This is a genomic window from Streptococcus sp. HMSC078H12, from assembly GCF_001814615.1.
GTDB lineage: Bacteria > Bacillota > Bacilli > Lactobacillales > Streptococcaceae > Streptococcus > Streptococcus salivarius_F.
This window is the reverse complement of record NZ_KV817326.1, coordinates 95,667-110,394: the sequence shown is the minus strand read 5'-3', so window position 1 is coordinate 110,394 and position 14,728 is coordinate 95,667. Positions and strand designations below refer to the sequence as shown.

Here is a 14,728-nt window from a genome sequence, read left to right as displayed (position 1 = left end):
ATAGAGGGATAAGATAGGGGTGAATACTATGGCAAAATTGATGCCGGGTAGAGTCCGTAATGAGGGTATTGAACTTTTTGAAAAGGATCTCATTACCATTCATCAGGTCTCAGAAACTCAGTTGGATACAACAGTTGACCAACATCATTTAATTTATGCACTCAATGATTCTGAAATCACGTGTGACTGTGATTATTTCGCTCAAAAAGGCTATTGTCCCCATTTGGCAGCGGTTGAGTATTATCTAAAAAATGATAAAGAAGGCCAGCGCCTCTTGGCAGAACTGGAAGAGGAACAAGAGTCCTCTCAAGGCCAAGAGCGAGGTCACTCTTTTGGTGGTTTATTTTTAGAAGGTCTTTCCCTGAATGAAGATGATACCGTTAGATATAGCTTGACGGTAGAGGGAGAGGAATCTACTTTTGGTTCAGAGATTTGGTGGAGTATACGTTTACGTCGCTTACCAGATGAACGTTCTTATGTTATTCGAGATATTCCTGCCTTTCTCAAACTTGTAGAGGCTGAGGGTTATTATCAGATAGGTAAGAACTACTATGAACCCCTATCGCTTATTCAATTTGACCAGGCTTCACAGGCATTTTTAAACTTCCTAGGACGGATGATTCCAGATGAAGCCAAGACTAATTTAGACTTTATTTTACCGAATAATGCACGACACCTTTGTCTCCCTTACGGTTTTTTTGAGGAAGGTTTGAGACGGATGCAAGATTTGGATGGCTTTAGGTTTGAATGGGAAGGAACCGAATATCGCCAACTTTTGGTCGAGGATTTGACTGCTGATGCTCAGCTCTTCTCGTTTGATATTTGTGTCGAGCCCAAGATGATTGAATTGACTGTCGCTGAGAAGAATAGTCAGGCCTTTTTTAATAATCGTATTCTCTTTTATCAAGGTGTTTTTTATCGTCTGAATCGAAAACAACAAAAACTTTTGGTTGGCTTACGCTCTCTTCCAATCGGAAGTGATTTGAATAAGCACGTCAGCTTTAATCTCGATGAACAAGCCATCTTGGCTGCTAGTCTTTTTGATTTTAGGACTATGGGGCCGGTTAAGGCACCAAAAGCTTTTAATATCAAGGATTTCACACCGAGATTTCGCTTTGATCTGAAAGGTGACAGTGAGATTATTCTTACATTAGCCTTTGATTTTGATGGTTTCTTGGTACATGATCGCCAAGAGTTGAGTCATTTAGGATTTACTAGTAACTATCGTCATGAGCAGGCTGTTTTTCGTTTGATGTCTAAGCATGGATTCACCCCTGATTTTCAGTCATCTAAACGATTAAGTAGCAGTCAAGAGCTCTATGATTTCTTTACAAATACTCTATCAGATTTTGAAAATGCAGGAACGGTTCTGATTGGCCAGGAGTTACGTGACTTACGGGTTGAGCAGAGTCCACAGGTTCAGGTAGAGCGTCAGGGAAATTTATTAGATATTTCCTTTGATTTTTCGAGTCTTGACGACGAAGATGTGGATCATGCTTTAGCAGCCTTGATGGAAAGCTCGCCCTATTTTATCAATCGTAGTGGTCAGTTGATTGTTTTTGACGAAGCGACGCATCGTATTAGTGAGAGTCTCAAAACTCTGAGAGCTCGTTACTCAGGAAAAGGTCACCTAGAACTCAATCAATTAACTGCCTATCAATTGATGGATGCTCTTTCAGAAAGTGATTCTGTTCGTTTTTCAAAAGATTTCCAACTCTTAACGCAACATTTGAGTAAGCCGGAGACCTTTGATTTGCCAATCTATAAGGTAGAAGCTGGCCTTCGTCCCTACCAGGAAAAAGGTGTTCAGTGGTTATCTATGTTGCATCACTATGGTTTTGGCGGTATCTTGGCCGATGATATGGGGTTGGGGAAAACCTTGCAAACTATTGCCTACCTCTCTGCACATTTAGAAGAAGGACAACGAGTTTTGGTTTTGTCACCCTCAAGCCTGATTTACAATTGGCAGGATGAGTTTAAAAAGTTTGCCCCTCAGTTAGATGTAGCGGTTTCTTATGGACTCAAGCCAAAACGTGATGACATCATTGCCGAAGACCACCAGATTATTATTACAAGCTACGCTTCCTTCCGTCAGGATTTTGATGCCTACAAGGCTGGCAAATATGACTATCTCATTCTCGATGAGGCTCAGGTCATGAAGAATACACAGACAAAGATTGCCCAATATCTACGTGATTTTTCTGTTCCACATTGCTTAGCACTATCTGGAACGCCTATTGAAAATCATTTGTTGGAGATTTGGTCTATTTTCCAGATTATTCTACCAGGACTTTTACCAGCTAAGAAAACGTTTCTTAAGTTAACACCTAAGGAAGTGGCTAGGTATATTTCTCCCTTTATTCTAAGACGTAAAAAAGAAGAGGTCCTTCCTGATCTCCCAGATTTGATTGAAATCACTCACCAAAGTGAATTGTCAGATGCTCAAAAGGCTATCTATTTAGCACAATTGCAACAGATGCAACAAGGATTAATTTCAGCAAGTGATCAGGAAATCAACCGTCGTAAGGTGGAAATCTTGTCAGGGATTACCCGCTTACGACAAATCTGTGATACCCCAGCTCTCTTTATGGACTATGCGGGAGATAGTGGCAAATTAGATAGCCTTAGAGAGTTGCTTAGCCAAATTAAGGAATCAGACCATCGTGTCCTTATCTTTTCACAATTTCGTGGGATGTTAGATATTACAGAGGGGCTCTTACAAGAATTAGGGATTTCCTCATATAAGCTAACAGGGTCAACGCCATCTGATAGTCGTCAAGAGATGACCAGAGCCTTCAATCAAGGAAGTCGAGATGCCTTTTTGATTTCTCTGAAAGCAGGAGGAGTGGGACTGAATCTAACTGGTGCTGATACGGTAATTCTGATTGACCTTTGGTGGAATCCAGCGGTAGAAATGCAGGCTATTAGTCGTGCTCACCGTATAGGTCAGGAACAAAATGTCGAAGTTTACCGTTTGATTACAAGAGGGACTATCGAAGAGAAAATTCTTGAGCTTCAAGAAGGCAAGAAAAACCTGGTAACAACCGTCTTGGATGGCAATGAAAGCCGTGCCAGCATGACCGTTGAGGATATTAAAGAAATTCTTGGTATTGCAATATCTTAATTTGTTATATTTGATATTGAAATACTAAGAGGTAAAAATGCTACTAGGCAAATCTTTTGAATTAGGCTATAATAGAATATTGCAAGACGTATCTTCCCATTCCCGATTATTTATATTAAGATACGCATCATCTCGAAAATGAAAGGAAGTCTTTTATGCATCGCCAAAGACGACAATTTCCGCTGATTCCAGACGGGGAACCTTGCTTGCAAGAACCGGTCTCTATGCGCCTATACGAAAATGAAGATTTAATCACAAATATCCGTAGCCCTTACCAAGATAAGGACTACAATGATTTGTTGCCGAACTATGATTTCTTGTCAGCTAAGCCTAGCAATCGTAAGAAGGCTCCAAAACGAGTGGAGACACAAGAAGCTGGCATGACTTATGCTGAGGAAGCCCGTGAAAAGGCTAAGCGTGATGTACGTGAGAAACGCCAAAAATTCCTCCGCCAAGAAGTTCAACAAACCAAACATACTAATAGCCGTCAATTGACTGCTAAGCCTAAGGTGGAAGCCAAACCAAGCTTTGAGGCCACTGTTGAGCCAGCTGCTGTAACAACGGATAAAGGACCAGTGACAGCCTCTATCTTGGGAGCTCCTGTAAGTGCTATCAAGCGAACTTTAGCACCTAATGGGAAGCACTCAAAGATCCATCACTTGGCAAATCGTCTGCAACAAGATTCTTACATCTTGGCAGAAGTGGCTCCAACCTATCAACAGCCTAGTAACCCATCTCGTAAGAACGTCAAGAAAAATAGCTATGACTTCTTGAAACGTAGCCAGGTTTATAATTACCCAGAACGTCAAACTTACCGTGAACACCGAGTTGCTCAAGAATTAAATTTGACGCATTTAGAAGACGCAAACTAATCGCAGTGCGATTGTAAGGAGAAACTATGTCAAAAACTTATCATTTTATTGGAATTAAAGGATCTGGTATGTCAGCTTTGGCTTTGATGCTCCACCAAATGGGACACAAGGTTCAAGGTTCAGATGTGGAAAAATATTACTTCACTCAACGTGGTCTTGAGCAAGCAGGTATCCCTATTCTTCCTTTCGATGAAAAAAACATCACAGAAGATGTTGAATTGATTGCTGGAAATGCCTTTCGTGAAGATAACAACGTTGAAGTTGCTTATGCAATTAAAAATGGCTACAGCTTTAAGCGTTATCACGAGTTCTTGGGTCACTTCATGGATCAATTCACTAGCTTTGGTGTGGCAGGTGCACATGGTAAGACTTCTACAACAGGTCTCTTGTCACATGTTATGAAAAATATCACCGACACGTCATACCTAATCGGTGATGGAACTGGACGAGGTTCTGCTAATGCACAATACTTTGTCTTTGAGTCTGATGAATATGAACGTCATTTCATGCCATACCACCCAGCATACTCAATCATCACTAACATTGACTTTGACCATCCCGATTATTTTACAAGTATCGATGATGTGTTCTCTGCCTTTGATGACTATGCTAAGCAAGTGCAAAAAGGACTCTTTGTTTACGGTGAGGATCCACACCTTCGTAAGATTACAGCCAATGCGCCAATCTATTACTATGGTTTCGAAGAAAATGATGACTTTATAGCAACAGACATTGTGCGTACAACGACAGGATCTAATTTCAAGGTGAAACATGATGGACAAATCCTTGGAGAATTCCATGTGCCAGCCTATGGTCGTCACAATATCTTGAATGCAACTGCGGTTATTGGGAACCTCTATGTAGCTGGTTTCGACATGGATTTGGTTGCGGAACACCTTAAAACTTTCTCAGGTGTTAAACGCCGTTTCACAGAGAAAATTATCAGTGGTACTGTTGTCATCGATGACTTTGCCCACCATCCAACTGAAATTATTGCAACGCTTGATGCAGCACGTCAAAAGTACCCATCTAAAGAGATTGTTGCTATTTTCCAACCACATACCTTCACACGTACCATCGCCCTTCTTGATGAATTTGCTGAAGCTTTGAACGAAGCAGATGCTGTTTATTTGGCACAAATTTACGGTTCAGCGCGTGAGGTTGACCATGGTGATGTTAAGGTTGAAGATCTTGCTGCTAAGATCAATAAACCTGCCAAAGTGGTTACAGTTGAAAATGTCTCACCTCTCCTTGACCATGACAATGCTGTTTATGTCTTTATGGGAGCTGGGGACATCCAACTTTACGAACGCTCGTTTGAAGAGCTCCTAGCAAGCTTGCAAACACATATGTAATAGATTAAGGGCTGTAGCGATTTCGCTCAGCTCTTTCTCTTAATAGAAAGGAATTTGATATGCTTATTCGACATGCTCGAGAGGATGATTGGGCTGATGTTGTTCGTATCGAACAAGAAAATTTTTCGCCTGAAGAGGCTGCAACTCCCGAGGCTATTGCAGAGCGTTTAGAGACGATTTGTGATACCTTTCTAATTGCTGAAATTGATGGCGTTGTAGCAGGTTACATCGAAGGACCTGTGATTGCGGAACGTTATCTCACAGATGACCTGTTCCATAAAGTGGCTCCTAATGCTAGTCAGGGAGGCTTTATTGCAGTGACTAGTTTGTCTATCTCCAAAGACTTTAAAGGGCAAGGTATTGGGACAGCTTTGATTGCTGCGCTTAAAGATCTGGCTATTGCTCAAAAACGCCAAGGTATTAGCTTGACTTGCCATGATTACCTGATTGCCTACTATGAGATGAATGGTTTCACTGATGAGGGAGAATCAGAATCAAATCATGGTGGAAGCTCTTGGTATAATATGGTCTGGGAGAACCCAGAAACCCATTGATTTCAGTGTTACGTTACTGTGACAAAGGACCAATTGATTTGCATTAACTGACTTTTTAAGATATAATGGCGTTTGTTACTATAGAGGAGGTATGCCTTGACGGACAAGTTTAATGAACACTCAGAATCTGCTGAAGATAGCCTAAGCTTCAAAAATCAGATTCTCCGAGACTTACAAGAAGCGACACGGCTCCGTTCTCTTCGTGAGGAGGAGCATAATAAAAGTGCAACTATGCCCGAGACACCACTTTCAACGTCAGCTGAGAGCGCTACAACTCGTAGTGATTCAGCGTCTAATAAAGTAAGTAACCAAGATTTTAGTTCACATTCTGTTTCTCACAGTGTCTTTGCTAAATCTATGACTTCTGAGACAGCCCGAGATTCTCAACAAGATAGTCTTGGCTTGTTTTCAGATTCTCAAGCGGAGTCTTTAGCATCTGATGCTCATTCAAACCTAGCGTCTATTCCTAAAGAGCCAATTGAGGAGGCGAAAAAGGTAAATATTCCTCAGGAGACTGAAACGTCGAAACGCCGTTTTAAACGTCCAGTTTGGGAGACTAGTCTTAACGAAGCATCTGAAGAGGAGTATATTCCTGCAGATGTGGCTAAGGAGCTCATTGAAGCTAAGTCTAACGAAGCTATTTATACAGACCCTAAAGAATTGGAGGCCAAATTGACCTCAGAACGTCAAAAAGAAGCATTCTTGCAGGAACATCATGCAACAAGTGACCAAGCTTCGCAAGAAAAGGTTCAATCAGAGCTAGTAGCTGATGGTAATGAGGATGATGAGAGTATTTCTCTAGAACCCTCTGGAAAACCTAAGAAAAAGAAAGGCAAGAAAGTGAAGAAGAAAAAGTCTTCGCCAAAAGATGTTAAACAGGCTGATATTGTCGACGAAGAGCCGATTTCACGTTCTAACCGAAATCACAAACGCAATAAAAATAACCGTCGTGCTGGTAAAATTGCAAGAAACATTATTATCTTCTTGCTACTTATCTTGTCAGTAGCTACATTCTTTGGTTATCGCTATGTTAGTGATGCTGTTGGCGCAAAAGATGTTAATTCAACTAAGTTTGTTAGTGTTGAAATTCCCGAAAATTCAGGTAGCAGTTATATCGGACAACTCTTGGAATCAGCTGGTGTTATTAAGTCTGGTAAGGTCTTTAATTACTATACCAAGTTTAAGAACATCTCAAATCTGAAAAGTGGTTATTACAACCTTCAGGCTAGCATGACCATGGATGAAATTATTGAGGCACTTCAGAAAAAAGGAAGTGATAAACCTCAGGAGCCATCTCTTGGTACGGTCTTGGTCAAAGAAGGATATACCATCGATCAAATTGCCAAGGCAGTTGAAGTTAATTCTTCAGCTAAAAAAGGCAAAAAATCATCAACTGGACTTAAGGCGAAAGATTTCTTGAAATTAATGAAGGATGATGCTTTCATTACTAAGATGAAAGCGAAGTACCCAACCTTGTTGGCAAACCTTCCGAATTCTACGGATGCTAAGTATGTCCTAGAGGGTTATCTGTTCCCAGCGACTTATAACATTCATGATGATACAACGGTGGAATCTTTGGCAGAGGAAATGTTGTCAACGATGGACACCTACCTATCACCTTACTATGCGACGATTTCATCTAGTGGACATAATGTTAATGAGATTTTGACCCTAGCTTCTCTCGTTGAAAAAGAAGGAGCTACAGATGACGACCGTAAAAATATTGCTAGCGTCTTCTATAATCGTCTAAACTCAGACATGGCTCTACAAAGTAATATCGCAGTTCTTTATGCTCTTGGAAAACTTGGTCAGGAAACGACCTTGAAAGAAGATGCAACTATTGACACAAACATTGACTCCCCTTATAATGATTATGTTCATAAGGGGTTGATGCCAGGTCCTGTGGATAGTCCTAGTCTGTCTGCGATTGAAGCGGTTATCAATCCATCATCTACCAAGTACATGTACTTTGTGGCAGATGTAACCACTGGTAATGTCTATTTTGCTGAAAGCTATGAAGAGCATCAGCATAACGTTGAAACTTACATTAACAGCAAACTAAAAGATAAATAGTCTGATTGGCTCATTAAAATCAAGCAAACGAATAGTGATTTTGATGATACAGCCAACGGCTCAAAAAATAGAAAAGAGAAAAAAATGGCAGAAAAAACATATGTAATGACACAAGCAGAGAAAGAACAACTTGAAGCGGAATTGGAGGAGTACAAACTCGTCCGTCGTCCAGAAGTTGTAGAACGTATTAAGATTGCACGTTCTTATGGTGACCTTTCAGAAAACTCTGAGTATGAAGCAGCCAAAGACGAGCAAGCCTTTGTTGAAGGACAAATTCAGATTCTTGAAACAAAAATTCGTTATGCAGAAATCGTTGATAGTGATGCTGTTGCTAATGACGAGGTTGCAATTGGTAAAACTGTTGTTGTTCAAGAAGTTGGTACAAACGACAAAGATACTTATCATATCGTTGGTGCAGCCGGTGCTGATATCTTCTCAGGTAAGATTTCAAATGAAAGCCCAATTGCTCAAGCTTTGATTGGTAAGAAAGTTGGCGACAAAGTCGCTATCGAATCACCAGCAGGTAGCTACTCTGTAGAAATCCTTAGTGTAGAAAAAACAGCCTAAGTGACTGTTGGCATTAAGGTGTCCAATATTTGAAACTAGTGGGAGTGAGACAAAACAGTTGTTCTGTCGCACTCCCTTTTTGGTTGCCGGCGTTATTAGGAGTTAGGCTAGTCTGAATTAATCTATAAGAAAAGCACTCTTGGTATTTGCCAAGAGTGCTTTGTAGCTTATTTACGATTTTGCTTACCGGCGTTACGGTTTTTCTTTGGTTTACTTGCAATTGCTTGAGTATTTTTTGGTGTTACATCTTTACGCTTGATTGGTGTTGTACGAGGTGCTTTTGGAGGGTTCTTTTTGAACTCTTCAGCCACTTTTTCTTTCAAGCGAGGTTTGATGATGTAGTTGGTAATCAACTGTTGGATAATAGAGAAGATACCACCAACGAACCAGTAGAGGATTACGGCTGCAGGTGAGCTAATACCAAAGAAAATCATCATGATTGGCATACTGTACATCGTCGCTGCCATTTGTTTACGTTGCTCTTCAGGAACTTGTTGAATAGACAACCAAGATTGGAAGTAGTAAAGAGCTGCGATGATGATAATCAATGGGAAGTCACGGTGACCAAGGTTAAACCAGAGGAAGTTATCTTGGAGTACACCAGGAGTGTAACGTGCTGCGTAGTAGAGTGCTGAGAAGAATGGGAACTGAATCAATAGAGGAAGACAGCCGACACCACCCATCAAGCTTAGACCGTTTTCACGCTGAGCTTGCATGAGTTCAGACTGGGCAGCCATTTTTTCTTCTTGAGTTTCAGCGTTACGCAAGCGTTCGTTGATTGGTTCCAAGATAGGCGCAAGGTACTCACGTTTTGCTGATTGGTAGGCTGCGCTACGAGATTGGTGAAGACCAAGTGGCAAGATAATCAAACGAACAATGATGGTAACAAAGATAATACCAAGACCAAAGCCGAGACCAAGATTATCAGCGAAGTAGGTGATGACGTGGCTCATAGGGCGACCAAGGAGGTTCCAGACCCAACCAGTAGGATTACCAGACTTATCAAGACTCACACATCCTGATAGGAAGAAAAGCATGCTGGCAGCAAGCCCCATCAGGGCTAGACGTTTTTGATTTTTATTCACAATATCATTCCTTTTGTTTTTTAGTTATACTTGTCTATTTTACCTTTTTTTAAGGAAGAGAACAAGCTAAAAACGGGGCTTCCTCTTAATTAGCCATCCGAAAATCGCTGTAATTTGAGAAGTTTGCCATGGTCACATCGACATAGGTTACTTTAGACCATTTTGAAGGTCCTTTTCGAACTTCTTGAATAAATTTAGCTAACTTAGCAGGATTTTCTGACTGAGCTAGGATTTCAACAGTTCCGTCGTCATTATTCCAAACCCGACCGTATATTTCTCCAATATCTAGTGCCAGAGCATAGGTTGAATAACGAAAACCAACACCTTGGACTCTTCCTGAGACTAATAATCGTACTTTTTGCATGGTCCATGACCTCCTTTTGAAAGCTCTTTCCTTTAGTATAATCCTTGCTATAAAGTCGGTCAAGTCCAAGATTTATCAAGGAATTTCTGCTATAATGAGTGTATGGAAATCATTCAATCAAAGCAAAATGCTAGCATTAAGTCTGCTAGAAAATTATTGCAGCGCAAGCACCGTAAAACTAGTTATCTTTTAGAAGGATGGCATCTTTTTGAGGAAGCAAAGGCAAGTGGTGCCGATATTCTTCAAGTTTTCGTGCTTGAGGAAATGGCTGATCGTGTGGCTAATATAGCTAAGGTGAAGTTGGTTAGTCCGGAGGTGCTCAAGGAGCTCTGTGAAACTCAGACCCCCCAAGGGATTGTGGCAGAAGTTGCTAAACAATCTAAAGCCTTGCCAGAATCTCTCTCAGGGAAGTACCTTCTCTTGGAGGATGTTCAGGATCCTGGCAATGTTGGAACAATGATTCGCACAGCAGATGCCGCAGGTTATGACGGAGTCTTTTTGTCAGATAAATCAGCTGATATTTATAATCAGAAGACCTTGCGTTCCATGCAGGGAAGTCATTTCCATCTTCCAATCTATCGTGGACCTATTCTTGACATGGTTGAGGCTTGCAAAAAGCAAGGGGTACCCGTTTTGGCAACGACTCTCTCAGATGTTTCCGTTGACTATAAAGCAGTTAAGACAGATGGTAATTTTGCCTTAGTGATGGGAAATGAAGGTCAAGGAATTAGTCAAGATATGGCTGAGTCTGCTGATCAACTCGTACATATTAGCATGCCAGGTCAGGCGGAGAGTCTAAATGTTGCTGTTGCAGCAGGAATTCTCATGTTTAGTCTCTAGGTCTCAAGGATGATTTTAGGAGAAAACAACTGACTTTTAAAGTAATTTTAAGCACTAGTGGTATAATGAAGAAGCATTAGAAACATTAATGAGGTATTATTATGAAACGACCAGAAGATGATAAAGAATTCATGGAAGTTGTGGGACATTTGATTTCACACCCACGTTTTCAAAAATTGGATGGGATTGTACAGCACCATCATTCGACACGTTTAGAACACTCGGTTAATGTTAGTTACACCAGCTATAAGATTGCTAAAAAATTTGGCTGGGATGCCAAGAGTACTGCTCGAGGCGGTCTCTTACATGATTTTTTCTATTATGATTGGCGAGTGACTAAATTTAATAAGAGTCATGCTTGGGTACACCCACGTATTGCTGTTCGTAATGCCAAGAAGCTTGTTAATCTAAACAAAAAAGAAGAGGATATTATCCTCAAGCATATGTGGGGAGCAACGATTGCACCGCCGAAGTATAAGGAATCTTATATTGTTACCATGGTGGATAAGTATTGGGCGGTTAAAGAAGCGGCGACACCCTTACGAAACCGAATTAAAAATCGTAAGTTTTTCCGTCGTAAGACCCTACAAAGCCACCACCAATAATTCATTATTTTTAGGAGATAACTATGGAATCAAATGCAATTTATACGACTAGTGATGCGGGCTTAAGCCGCTTTTTCGGAAAGATTTATGGCCTTGTCGGTATGGGAGTGGGACTTTCAGCAGTCATTTCTTATCTGATGCTCTTTCCTCTCTCTCATGTTTTTGTCAATATTCTCATGAATTATTCTTGGGTTTACATGGCAGCCCTCTTTTTAGAGTTTGGTTTGGTCTTTTTGGCTAGCGGTGCTGCACGAAGAAATACACCTGCGGCCCTACCTTTATTTTTGGTTTATTCTGCTCTGAATGGATTTACACTTAGTTTTATCATCGTTCAATACACGCAAGCCATTGTTTTCCAAGCTTTCCTTAGCACTGCCATCGTTTTCTTTATCATGGCCCTTATCGGAGTTAGTATTAAGCGAGATCTATCAGGCCTGGCTAAGTTCCTTATGGCAGCCTTGATTGGGATTATTGTGGCTAGCTTAATTAATATTTTCTTTGCAAGTAGCATGATGAGTTTTGTGATTAGTATTGTATCAATTCTTATTTTCTCTGGTTTAATTGCCTACGATAACCAGTTGATTAAAAAGGTTTACTACGGTGCCAATGGTCAGGTCACAGATGGATGGGCAGTTTCTATGGCACTTAGTCTTTACTTGGATTTCATTAACTTATTCTTGAATATCTTGCGACTCTTTGCTAGACGTAATTAGTAAAAAAAAATCAGCCACCTGGCTGATTTTTTTATGTCTAATAGTTTCTTGTAAGTGTCCCTTGCTGACCTGTGTAAGCGTAGAAGAGAGGATAGTACTCCCATTTTCCGACATAGCTATCTTTATCTGGGAAGGCCCACTTGTCGTCTTTTTTAGTAAGCTCGACTGAGTAATTATCAAAGATATTGGTTCCTTCTGTCTTTGGTGCTGATGGGCTTACTTCTTTGATTGAATTTGGTAGGTAAGTTTCCATGTAGTATTGTCTTGTTAGTTGGTCGACATTTCCAGCGTTGGCACCATTGCTTTGTAGGTAGTTTTTAAGGTCATCTGTGAGATTTGGGTGATTAGCACCATAGGCATCGTCTGCAGCTTTCATACTGATAGTTGACATGCTGACGTTAAACTCTGCCTTATCTTTAGCGACGATAATGTTATCAACAGTGTAGCTACCGCGTTCACGGTTAGCAGTTTGGACCCAACCAAAAACTTTTGGAATTTCATCACCGGTTGGTTTGATATGATCAGTATCATCATAGCTGTATTGAAGGCTATCTGAGAAATATTGATTAAGTTCACCCTTGGCTTTATCCAAGTCGTTAGAAACAAATTTACTGTAGTCTTTGCTTTCACCACCTAGAAGAACTGCGTTGAAATAAGCGTCAATAGCCTTTTTAACATTGGTAGTTGTTTTACCATCGAAATCTTTTAGGTTAGTAGAAACTGTTTGTCCCTCTGTTTTCTCATCTTTTGATTCAAAATAGAGTTTATAGCTTTCGTCGTTGTTAACTTCGAAAAAGAGTGAGACAGTCTTGTAGTCGTCAGCTTCAAGCTTTCCAAAGTCATCTGTAGCGTCCTCTACGTTCTTATTTTTATTGAAGAGAGTAGGTAGGTCGCCCTTATCGAGCTTGCTTGCTGTGACTTTTTTACCATCTTTATCTTTGAGGTAGAATTGTTTAGCAGATGTTTTGAGCTCATTTTCCATATCTTCCGAAGTATTCTCGAGTTTGAATGAAACTTCGACTAGGGTTTGGTCGTCCTTGAGCTTGAGGTCGCTTCCTGACATATAGACAATATCGTTAACAGAAAGCTTGGCATCAAGTTTTGGCTTGGCACATGCTGAGAGCGTTAAGATGGCTGCTAGAGCAAGAGCCCCAGAGTAAAGATATTTTTTCATAAATAATCCCCCATTATTTTATTTAGGTTATAGGTCTATTGTATCATGAAATATGCCTTGAGATTATTAGAAAATTGGGTTTCAAGCCTTTTCTTATGCTATAATAGGATTACTATTGTAAAAAAATGGAGAATCAAATGACAAAAACACCTTTTATTACGGCTGATAAACTTGAACAAATCACTGCAGAATTTCCAACACCTTTCCATCTTTACGATGAAAAAGGTATTCGTGAAACAGCGCGTGCAGTTAATGCAGCCTTTTCGTGGAATCCAGGTTTTAAAGAATTCTTTGCTGTAAAAGCTACACCTAATCCAGCAATCCTCAAAATCTTGAAGGAAGAAGGGTGTGGTGTCGATTGTGCGACCGATACAGAGCTTGTCATGAGTAAGAAAATTGGTTTTGATAGTAGCGCCATTAGCTTTACGTCTAATGATACACGTGCTGAAGAGTTTGTTTACGCGCGTGATATTAATGCGACAATTAACCTTGATGCTTACGAAGATATCTTTTTCTTGGAAGAGGCTGCAGGACTTCCTGAAACCCTTTCTTTGCGCTTTAACCCAGGGGGCGTCTTCTCTCTTGGTACTGATATCATGGATCATCCTGAAGAATCAAAATTTGGGATGACTAAGGAACAGCTCTTCAAAGGTTATGCCTACCTTAAAGAAAAAGGAGTGAAATCATTCGGTTTGCATGCTTTCTTAGCGTCAAATACAGTAACGAATGAGTATTACCCAACCTTGGCTGCTCAACTGTTTGAATTGGCGGTAGAAATCAAGAATGAACTTGGTGTTAGTCTTGACTTTATCAACTTATCAGGTGGTGTTGGAGTGGACTACACACCAGCCAATAAACAAAATGATATTGCCGTTATCGGTGAAGGGGTTCATGCTAAATTTGATGAAATCCTTGTTCCGAATGGTCTTGGACATATCAGTATTTACACTGAGCTTGGGCGTTTCATGACAGCACCTCATGGCCTTGTCGTTACTAAGGTTCTTCATATTAAGGACACTTATCGTCGCTATGTTGGTGTAGATGCTTCTGCGGTTAACTTGCTCCGTCCAGCTATGTACGATGCCTACCATCACATCACGAATATGACTAATCCAGATGGTAATATTCAAGTAGTTGATGTGACAGGTTCGCTTTGTGAAAATAATGATAAGTTTGCTAAGAACCGTGAATTGCCAGAAGCTCGTATTGGAGATACCCTGGTTATCCACGACACAGGTGCTCATGGTTTCTCAATGGGTTACAACTATAACGGACGTCTTCGTTCTGCAGAAATTCTCTACCAAGAAGATGGCACAGCTCGTATGATTCGTCGTGCAGAGACGATGAATGATTACTTTGCCACTCTTGATGGTTTTGATTTTGATATTTAACAAAAAAATAA

General features: G+C 40.5%; 13 protein-coding genes. 10 read left to right on the top strand and 3 right to left on the bottom strand.

What is annotated here, in order from left to right; translation table 11 throughout:
• The first annotated feature begins 28 nt into the window (after nt 1-28).
• From HMPREF2979_RS05995 to greA, 6 genes are all read left to right on the top strand, one after another.
• On the top strand, nt 29-3,124 hold the full coding sequence (locus HMPREF2979_RS05995; protein WP_070655647.1) for a pilus expression-regulating Snf2 family helicase: 3,096 nt from the start codon (nt 29-31) through the stop codon (nt 3,122-3,124).
• Between the two features lie 155 nt (nt 3,125-3,279).
• A complete protein-coding gene (locus HMPREF2979_RS05990; RefSeq protein ID WP_049545700.1) occupies nt 3,280-3,996 on the top strand; it encodes a divisome accessory protein ZapJ in 717 nt (238 codons plus the stop codon).
• A gap of 26 nt (nt 3,997-4,022) precedes the next feature.
• Nucleotides 4,023-5,351: a UDP-N-acetylmuramate--L-alanine ligase gene (murC, locus tag HMPREF2979_RS05985; RefSeq protein ID WP_070655645.1), complete on the top strand. Its 1,329-nt coding sequence runs from the start codon at nt 4,023-4,025 to the stop codon at nt 5,349-5,351.
• A 59-nt stretch (nt 5,352-5,410) separates the two neighbouring features.
• The gene (locus HMPREF2979_RS05980; protein ID WP_014633862.1) at nt 5,411-5,905 is read left to right on the top strand and encodes a GNAT family N-acetyltransferase; all 495 of its coding nucleotides are present in this window, start codon (nt 5,411-5,413) and stop codon (nt 5,903-5,905) included.
• 96 nt (nt 5,906-6,001) lie between these two features.
• Nucleotides 6,002-7,978 (top strand): endolytic transglycosylase MltG, encoded by a 1,977-nt coding sequence (gene mltG / locus HMPREF2979_RS05975; RefSeq protein ID WP_070655643.1) that lies wholly within the window; start codon nt 6,002-6,004, stop codon nt 7,976-7,978.
• Between the two features lie 84 nt (nt 7,979-8,062).
• Nucleotides 8,063-8,545, top strand: coding sequence for a transcription elongation factor GreA (gene greA, locus HMPREF2979_RS05970; RefSeq protein WP_002883697.1), 483 nt, complete (start codon nt 8,063-8,065; stop codon nt 8,543-8,545).
• A 167-nt stretch (nt 8,546-8,712) separates the two neighbouring features.
• Here greA and yidC read toward each other — a convergent pair whose 3' ends face one another.
• Nucleotides 8,713-9,630 carry a membrane protein insertase YidC gene (gene yidC, locus HMPREF2979_RS05965; protein WP_002883649.1) on the bottom strand — a complete coding sequence of 306 codons (918 nt, stop codon included), beginning with the start codon at nt 9,628-9,630 and terminating at the stop codon, nt 8,713-8,715.
• A gap of 85 nt (nt 9,631-9,715) precedes the next feature.
• Nucleotides 9,716-9,994, bottom strand: coding sequence for an acylphosphatase (locus tag HMPREF2979_RS05960; RefSeq protein ID WP_070655641.1), 279 nt, complete (start codon nt 9,992-9,994; stop codon nt 9,716-9,718).
• 102 nt (nt 9,995-10,096) lie between these two features.
• Between HMPREF2979_RS05960 and HMPREF2979_RS05955 the strand changes: the two genes are divergently transcribed.
• From HMPREF2979_RS05955 to HMPREF2979_RS05945, 3 genes are all read left to right on the top strand, one after another.
• Nucleotides 10,097-10,834, top strand: a complete 738-nt coding sequence (locus HMPREF2979_RS05955) for a TrmH family RNA methyltransferase (protein ID WP_070655639.1) — start codon at nt 10,097-10,099, stop codon at nt 10,832-10,834.
• Nucleotides 10,835-10,935: 101 nt separating this feature from the next.
• On the top strand, nt 10,936-11,439 hold the full coding sequence (locus tag HMPREF2979_RS05950; protein ID WP_070655637.1) for an HD domain-containing protein: 504 nt from the start codon (nt 10,936-10,938) through the stop codon (nt 11,437-11,439).
• Between the two features lie 23 nt (nt 11,440-11,462).
• On the top strand, nt 11,463-12,152 hold the full coding sequence (locus HMPREF2979_RS05945; protein ID WP_070655635.1) for a Bax inhibitor-1/YccA family protein: 690 nt from the start codon (nt 11,463-11,465) through the stop codon (nt 12,150-12,152).
• A 37-nt stretch (nt 12,153-12,189) separates the two neighbouring features.
• Here the strand turns inward: HMPREF2979_RS05945 and HMPREF2979_RS05940 are convergent, their stop codons facing one another.
• Nucleotides 12,190-13,326: a DUF5105 domain-containing protein gene (locus HMPREF2979_RS05940; RefSeq protein WP_070655633.1), complete on the bottom strand. Its 1,137-nt coding sequence runs from the start codon at nt 13,324-13,326 to the stop codon at nt 12,190-12,192.
• 137 nt (nt 13,327-13,463) lie between these two features.
• Between HMPREF2979_RS05940 and HMPREF2979_RS05935 the strand changes: the two genes are divergently transcribed.
• Nucleotides 13,464-14,717 (top strand): diaminopimelate decarboxylase, encoded by a 1,254-nt coding sequence (locus HMPREF2979_RS05935; RefSeq protein WP_070655631.1) that lies wholly within the window; start codon nt 13,464-13,466, stop codon nt 14,715-14,717.
• Nucleotides 14,718-14,728: the final 11 nt, after the last annotated feature.

Excerpts from the sequence above, each read along its gene's own strand:
- HMPREF2979_RS05995 (WP_070655647.1), top strand. The coding sequence starts at position 29 with ATGGCAAAATTGATGCCGGGTAGAGTCCGTAATGAGGGTATTGAACTT.
- HMPREF2979_RS05990 (WP_049545700.1), top strand. The coding sequence starts at position 3,280 with ATGCATCGCCAAAGACGACAATTTCCGCTGATTCCAGACGGGGAACCT.
- murC (WP_070655645.1), top strand. The coding sequence starts at position 4,023 with ATGTCAAAAACTTATCATTTTATTGGAATTAAAGGATCTGGTATGTCA.
- HMPREF2979_RS05980 (WP_014633862.1), top strand. The coding sequence starts at position 5,411 with ATGCTTATTCGACATGCTCGAGAGGATGATTGGGCTGATGTTGTTCGT.
- greA (WP_002883697.1), top strand. The coding sequence starts at position 8,063 with ATGGCAGAAAAAACATATGTAATGACACAAGCAGAGAAAGAACAACTT.
- HMPREF2979_RS05960 (WP_070655641.1), bottom strand. The coding sequence starts at position 9,994 with ATGCAAAAAGTACGATTATTAGTCTCAGGAAGAGTCCAAGGTGTTGGT.
- HMPREF2979_RS05955 (WP_070655639.1), top strand. The coding sequence starts at position 10,097 with ATGGAAATCATTCAATCAAAGCAAAATGCTAGCATTAAGTCTGCTAGA.
- HMPREF2979_RS05950 (WP_070655637.1), top strand. The coding sequence starts at position 10,936 with ATGAAACGACCAGAAGATGATAAAGAATTCATGGAAGTTGTGGGACAT.
- HMPREF2979_RS05945 (WP_070655635.1), top strand. The coding sequence starts at position 11,463 with ATGGAATCAAATGCAATTTATACGACTAGTGATGCGGGCTTAAGCCGC.
- HMPREF2979_RS05940 (WP_070655633.1), bottom strand. The coding sequence starts at position 13,326 with ATGAAAAAATATCTTTACTCTGGGGCTCTTGCTCTAGCAGCCATCTTA.
- HMPREF2979_RS05935 (WP_070655631.1), top strand. The coding sequence starts at position 13,464 with ATGACAAAAACACCTTTTATTACGGCTGATAAACTTGAACAAATCACT.